Here is a 6,893-nt window from a genome sequence, read left to right on the forward strand (position 1 = left end):
CCATTGATATCCTCGCCACGGGCCATCTGGGCGATTGCCACCACCTCGTCATAGCCAAAGTTGCTGAGCGGCTCATTTTTCAGCAGCAAGCCAAACCCGGCTACCGCGGTGGCAAAACGCAGATCTGGAGAGGCCTGGTCCAATGACGCCATTTGTGGCTGCAAGTTCCATTCCTCCAGCGAACTGCTTCCCTGGCCAGGCTTTTTGTAACGCACCTTGACCGTGGCAAACTCACTCTCCTGTGAATCCTGCTGTGCCTGCGGCGAGCTATCGCCATAGCGCAGTGGATCGATACGCGGAGTGTCGTCCGCAAGTGTCAGTTCGTAGAGCGCAACCACCGAATGACCAGCGCCTATATCTCCGGAGTCCTTGGCGTCGTTGTTGAAATCCTCGCGGTTGAGACGGCGATTTTCATAGCCAAGCAAGCGATATTCCAATACCTGCGCCGGGTTGAATTCCACCTGCACCTTCGCATCTTTGGCGACGGTAAACAGGGTCCCTGCCAGCTGTTCCACCAGTACGCGATTGGCTTCGTAGATGGTATCGATATAGGCATAACTGCCATCACCTACATTGGAAATCTGCTCGACCAGCTCCTCGTGGTAGTTGCCCATACCAAAACCGAGGGTGCTGAACTGCACACCGCTTTTACGGCCGCGCTCGATGCGCTGTTTCAGGGTATCAACATCACTGATACCCACGTTGAAGTCGCCATCGGTGGCCAGAAGAATGCGGTTTACCCCACCTTTCTTGTACGCCTGATTCGCCACGCTATAGGCGAGTTCAATACCGCCAGCGCCATTGGTAGAACCTCCGGCCTGCAGGCGGCCGATGGCCTGCAGAATCTTCGCTTTCTGGTCGCCAGGTGTGGGCTCAAGAACAATACCTGCACTCCCGGCATAGGTCACGATACTGACGGAGTCTTGCGCCCGCAGTTGTTTTGCCAGTAGTCGATAGGCCTGCTGCAGCAGCGGCAACTTGTTCGGCTGGGCCATTGAGCCTGAAGTGTCGATCAGGAAGACCAGATTCACCGGCGGCACTTCGGCCATAGGCAGGTCTCGCGCCTTGATACCGATAGAAAACAGGGTGCGCTCCTTATCCCAGGGCGCCATAGATAGACCAAAATGCACGGAAAAATCCTTTTCTTCAGTGTACTGGTCGAGCTTTTTGGAGGTGGCGAAATCGTAGTTGAAGTAGTTAATCAACTCTTCCACACGAACCGCGTCCGTGGGAGGTAGCTGACCCGCGCTCAGAATACGGCGCACATTGCTGTAACCGCCGGTATCGACATCCAGTGCAAATGTGGAAACCGGCTCTTCGCGAACAAGCTTTACCTGTCGCTGCTTCAGCTCCTGGTATTTTTCCCGCTCTGGTTCGGGACTGGTCGTAATGACGCGACCGGGTTCGATCACGGGCTCTGCCAGTTCCGGCCTCCGCATTCTGGCGCTACTGACATGCACCTCTTCCATGACCTTGATGTCCGCCGACTGGGACGCCGAATCGTCGGAATCATAGGAACTACAAGCAGCGACGAATAGAGTAAAAGCGGCAAAAACAGGCAAATGACGGTTCATACAGGTCCTTCTTATATTTATTGAATGCATAACCAAAAGGCGGCGGCTTCCCACCAATACGGGAAGCCTGCAGCGGGTAGACCACCATGGATGCTTCAGGAGCCCTGTTTAACCACAAAGTATCGACGAATGGCAATCCCCTGGTCGAATTACACCGCTATTTATCGGCGCGATAGCTCCCAAGTGAGGGCATTAGCCGCGCTGTTCCACCCGACGCGGCAGCTCAAACCAGAGTGCGGTCACACCCTTGTCTCCTGCGCGCAGGGTTAACGGCTCGTCGATGGTACCGAGGCCATCACCAGCGCCCAGCGCGGTGCCATTGGCGTACACCTCGCCCTCGATGATATGCAGGTAGCCAACCCCATCTGTCGTTTCCAGTGCCTGGGTATCACCGGTAGGCAACTGCACCCGGTAGAGGCTTACATCCTGATGCACGGTCAATGATCCGTCGCGACCGTCCGGCGTCACCAGCGGGGTCAGGTTGCCGTTCTGTACAATCGCTTTCTGTTCGTAGCCCGGTGGCAGGTTGCGCTGGTTGGGGATAATCCAGATTTGCAGGAATTTTAGTGGCTCGGTCTTTGAGTGGTTGTACTCGGAGTGAGTAATCCCGGTTCCCGCAGTCATGCGCTGCACCTCACCGGCGGGCACCACAAACTGGTTGCCCATACTGTCTTCGTGCTCAATGGCACCCGCAAGCACATAGGAAATGATTTCCATATCCCTGTGGCCGTGGGTGCCAAAGCCGGCACCGGGGGCAACGGTATCGTCGTTGATCACCCGCAGCGCGGAAATCCCCATATGCTTCTGGTCGTAATAGTGACCAAATGAAAAGGTATGACGGGAATCGAGCCAGCCGAAGTTTGCCCTGCCGCGCTCGTCGGCGCGCCGTAGATAGAGCATGTTGCCGTCCTCGCTAGTGTTTGGATGGCGCCACTATACGAGGGGTGACGAGGGGAAAAAATCGAATTTAGTGGGATAAATCATTCGACAAAGCGAGACATGCCGCGTCAACTGGAAGGTGATTCATTTCTGACGGCCTATGTGACCGCTGGGTACACCGGTATCAATGGCGGCGAACAAGAGCCCGTCCATACGGACGGGCTCGCTAAGGCGCAGGGTTAATTGGCTTTAGTTTGACCAGGTCATTCAATACACCATCCAAACCGCCGTACACCGATATTTTATCAATCCGGGCGGTCACCCTCTCAAGCGCTTCAAGTTCTTTCAGCCTCATCAATACCGGGTTGTTTTCCATCATTTTCGCGGTATTGTGCAGTGATCGCATTGCATGGGTTTCCTCACGCCGCTTGATCAGGTTAGCTTCAGACTCCTTTTGCGCTTCCATAACCTGATTGAGGATCTGCTTCATATCACCAGGTAAAATGATGTCTTTCACCCCGACGGTAACCACTTCTATCCCGTATTGAGCCAGTTTCTCGCGAACACCCGCAGAAATACCCAGGTTGAGACTATCCTTGTCTTCCAGAATGCCATCAAGGCTTTGAGTGCCCACTACCTCACGCAGGCCCAGCTGAAGTTCGCGATAAACAAACGCGGTATAGTCACCGAGTTTCAGTACCGCTTTTTGAGGCTCCAATACCCGGTAACTCGAACTCAGGTTGATCCGCAGGCTTACCTTGTCTTTGGTCAGTATTTCCTGACCGCTGACCTCTACCGTCTGCAGCTTGAGGTCGATTATTTTTACATTTACCGTTCTATGGCTTGTCCAAAAACCGTAACTGCCCGGCGTCAGCTGCTGCTGCAGCCTTCCATTGACAGTCACAAGTCCGACACTCTCCTCGGGCACCTCGACGACGTTGATCAACGCAGTTGCCGAGACGCTATGATCCAGGAATGAATTGCCTCGCAGAAGTGCGACGAGTTTTTCATCGACGACATATTCCTCGCCAACATCGACTATTTCGATCCTGACCTGCTCAATGCCCTTCCAGACAGAAATGAATGCCCCGGGGGCAATTACGTCCGCCAGATGATCATCGCGATACAGTAGTCCCACCTCAGTATCACGCAGCTCATAGGTTTCGACGTAATCAGCAAACTCTTCCCTGTAAGTCTTGAGAAAAAATTTGGCGTTACTACGCTTGAACAAAACTTTACTGACATCGTAAAGCTCGACGCGAATCTCGCCCATTAACGCAAAAACCCGATGACGTCCTGGCTCGAGGACACGAACGAAATTGTTTCTACGAAACAGCAACGCACGCTCCGTGTCTGCTATGTCTATGCACTTCCATATCAACATACAATCCTCCTTAAATTGGGACGAGGCCCACCCGAGCGAATCGAGGGCAATAGATAGAACCAAGCAGGTCACTCGACTATTGGTCGAACCGGCGGGTAAAGGGCTGCCAAAAATTTCAACATCCCCTTACCGCGAATCCAACTTGGCCGAGCGACATGCAAAATTGCACACCATCGACATCTAAACGTCCGGCACACTGCTACACGACCACTTGTCCACCCGAAAGCGGGCATTACGACCGAGCAACAGTGCAAATGGGCCTCTTGGAACGAAATAGGGCCTAAACCCTTTGGGGATTCGAACCCCGGGCTTTCGCCTTTACCTAGAAAGTCGCATTCCGCACGACGTTACTTTGGCAGGAATTGAACCTGCGACATGTCGACAGCCGTCGACTGCTCTACCACCTGAGCTACAAAGCAATGTTCAGGCTATTTTCCGCTCGGTACACAAGCAGCTAAAAGCTATTGCGCCAGGCTGGCATACAGAACCAGCACCGCTGAACGAACAACAATCCCAAACCTCTTTGTCGTCATCCACATACTGCGAATGACGAGCATTTTTCTCTCCTGCCCACGCCCTGTGGACAGTCTTGCTAGAACTTTAAATCAGCGAACATGTGCCGGATTTTCACAACTTTGCACTTCAACGACCCACACGCGATTGCCTGTGTTTTTAATTTCAATTTCAGTACCGGTGAGCTGGCGAAGAATGCTGATATTCGTCAACAAATGCTGGCTCGGCTCAACGGTGGAAAACCGCCCTCCCTTGCCAAGCACCATAGGTAGCAAGAGTTGGTCCGCCAAATGCTCTCCGACAGGCACACCGGATTCCAGATAGCGGCTCAGCTGTTTAATCGCGCGCCCGGCAACCCTTTCCGCAGTAAGCCCCTTTTCTCCGGCAACTTCGAACATTTCTGTGATGTGTTCAGTGCAAACGCGTAAAGAAACCAAATTCCCGGGACCAACCGATTCCACATTTCGGTAAACAAGGTTTTCGTCCGGCCAATGGCATTTTTTCTTTACCTGCCTTAACTCGCGGTCACCGATATGTCTGGGCAACTGCGACGACGTCACCATCGCCTCGGTTTTGAGTAAGCGACCTCGCTCCGTAAGTTCCAGTGACTGCGGGTTATTCGCCGGAAAAATCCGCGCGCGCCATCGGCCTCCGCCCGCCGGGTAGAAACCGTATCGCTCCAGCGCCACATCTACCCGGAGTCCCATTTTTGCCAATACCGGCAGCAACGTCTGTTCCAGGAAGTCGAAGCTGGGCGCATACGCGTTGTGAGTACCACCTTCGAGACTAAGTTCGCTGGTCCCTTCCGCAAGTAACAGCGGCAATAGAATCGTCTGGAACACCAGAGTGGTACTACCGGCCGAACCTATGGCGAAATGGTATTCACCGGAGTTGACCTTGCCGGGCTGAAAAATCACCTCGGTCGATCCCAGTTCATCACCGGAAATCCTGGCATCGCTTATGGCCTGGCTCGCCCTTAGGCAAACGAGGTGTTGACGCAACAATCCCGGCTTGCTGCGACCGGCACGTATGTTTTTTATATGCACCGGTATTTGCCGGCACATCGACAGGGTCAAGGCGGACCGAAAAATCTGTCCACCACCCTCACCCTGTGATCCGTCCACTACGTGCATTTTCCTATCCTTTTACGCACACCACCTGCTTAAGGGTGTAGACAATTTCCACGAGGTCTTTTTGCGCCGCCATTACCATTTCGATGGGCTTGTATGCAGCAGGCGTCTCATCAATAACACCAGCATCTTTCCTGCACTCGACATCCGCCGTCGCAAGGCGGTGCTCTTCAAGCGACACCAGTTGCTTTGCCTTTGTGCGTGACATTACTCGCCCCGCACCATGGCTACAGCTACAGAAGCTTTCCGCATTACCCAGGCCACGAACAATGAATGAGCGCGCCCCCATGCTGCCCGGAATAATACCCATCTCACCCAGCCCCGCCCGAACCGCACCTTTGCGCGTGACGAGAACATCTTTTCCAAAGTGGTGCTCGCGCGACACATAATTGTGGTGACAGTTCACCGCTTCGGTACGCGCTTCGAAGTCCATTTTCAAAGCAGTTTTTACGGCGCCAATGGCACGGGCCATCATGACCTCTCGGTTTATACGCGCATAATTCTGCGCCCATTCGACCGCCTCAATGTACTGGTCAAAATGCTCGGTTCCCTCGGGCAGATAAGCGAGGTCGGAATCCGGCAAGTGGATGTGCCACCGCTCCATATCCCGTTTCGCCATCTCAATAAAGTGATTACCGATACGGTTACCGACACCACGGGAGCCGCTGTGCAGCATTAGCCATACGCTACCGTGCTCATCGAGACACATTTCAATAAAGTGGTTCCCGGTACCCAGCGTTCCAAGGTGATTGAGATTGTTGGTTTTTCGAAGTACCGGGTGTTTGTCCTGGAGCACATCAAACTGCACTGCCAAAGGTGCCCAGGCGGACTGCACATCCTTTGGTACATCGCACCAGGCACCTTTATCTCGCCCCCCACGAGCACGCGCCGAGCGGCCATGGGGAATGGCACGCTCAATCGCCGAGCGCACGGCCCCCAAGTCATCCGGCAACTGTGAGGCCTTCAGACTTGTGCACACTGCCATCATTCCACAGCCGATATCCACACCGACGGCGGCAGGTATCACTGCGCCGAGTGTTGGCACCACACTGCCGATAGTGGCCCCCTTTCCCAGGTGGACATCGGGCATCGCGGCGACCCACTGGTGGATGAACGGCATACGGGAGATATTTTTCAGCTGTTCTTTAGCTTCCGCCTCAAATGGCACACCAACCGTCCAGGACTTGATCGGTACGCCGCCGTCCTGCATTACTTCATACGTTCGCTGAGTCACTGTTACGTTCCTTTTAACCGGATATACACCGATGTTTTCAACTCTGTGCCCCACGTATTGCCAGTAAAGTGCCAACTTTTGCCCGAAGCCAAAATTCAATTTTAACTTATTGATTTTTAACAATTTATATTTTTACTCACGGGATTTCTCCGGGAATTTCTCATACTTGCCACGACAAA

5 protein-coding genes and 1 tRNA gene are annotated in these 6,893 nt (G+C 53.6%); all 6 read right to left on the reverse strand.

Going from position 1 to position 6,893, the window contains the following annotated elements:
* Nucleotides 1-1,574, reverse strand: a 1,574-nt coding sequence (locus VIL80_RS00805) for a vWA domain-containing protein (RefSeq protein ID WP_332034267.1), incomplete at its 3' end; no start/stop codon positions are given.
* A 192-nt stretch (nucleotides 1,575-1,766) separates the two neighbouring features.
* Nucleotides 1,767-2,474, reverse strand: coding sequence for a pirin family protein (locus VIL80_RS00810; protein ID WP_332034268.1), 708 nt, complete (start codon nucleotides 2,472-2,474; stop codon nucleotides 1,767-1,769).
* A 205-nt stretch (nucleotides 2,475-2,679) separates the two neighbouring features.
* On the reverse strand, nucleotides 2,680-3,837 hold the full coding sequence (locus VIL80_RS00815) for a slipin family protein (protein ID WP_332034269.1): 1,158 nt from the start codon (nucleotides 3,835-3,837) through the stop codon (nucleotides 2,680-2,682).
* Between the two features lie 347 nt (nucleotides 3,838-4,184).
* Nucleotides 4,185-4,256, reverse strand: a tRNA-OTHER gene (locus VIL80_RS00820).
* Nucleotides 4,257-4,442: 186 nt separating this feature from the next.
* Nucleotides 4,443-5,483: an RNA 3'-terminal phosphate cyclase gene (gene rtcA / locus VIL80_RS00825; protein WP_332034270.1), complete on the reverse strand. Its 1,041-nt coding sequence runs from the start codon at nucleotides 5,481-5,483 to the stop codon at nucleotides 4,443-4,445.
* A 4-nt stretch (nucleotides 5,484-5,487) separates the two neighbouring features.
* On the reverse strand, nucleotides 5,488-6,714 hold the full coding sequence (locus VIL80_RS00830) for an RtcB family protein (protein ID WP_332034271.1): 1,227 nt from the start codon (nucleotides 6,712-6,714) through the stop codon (nucleotides 5,488-5,490).
* Between the last annotated feature and the right edge of the window lie 179 nt (nucleotides 6,715-6,893).

Origin of the sequence: Microbulbifer sp., assembly GCF_036563125.1 — a bacterium.
GTDB lineage: Bacteria > Pseudomonadota > Gammaproteobacteria > Pseudomonadales > Cellvibrionaceae > Microbulbifer.

What these genes read in the sequence shown, in the direction of transcription:
- VIL80_RS00810 (WP_332034268.1), bottom strand. Translation starts at nt 2,474, where the DNA reads ATGCTCTATCTACGGCGCGCCGACGAGCGCGGCAGGGCAAACTTCGGC.
- VIL80_RS00815 (WP_332034269.1), bottom strand. Translation starts at nt 3,837, where the DNA reads ATGTTGATATGGAAGTGCATAGACATAGCAGACACGGAGCGTGCGTTG.
- rtcA (WP_332034270.1), bottom strand. Translation starts at nt 5,483, where the DNA reads ATGCACGTAGTGGACGGATCACAGGGTGAGGGTGGTGGACAGATTTTT.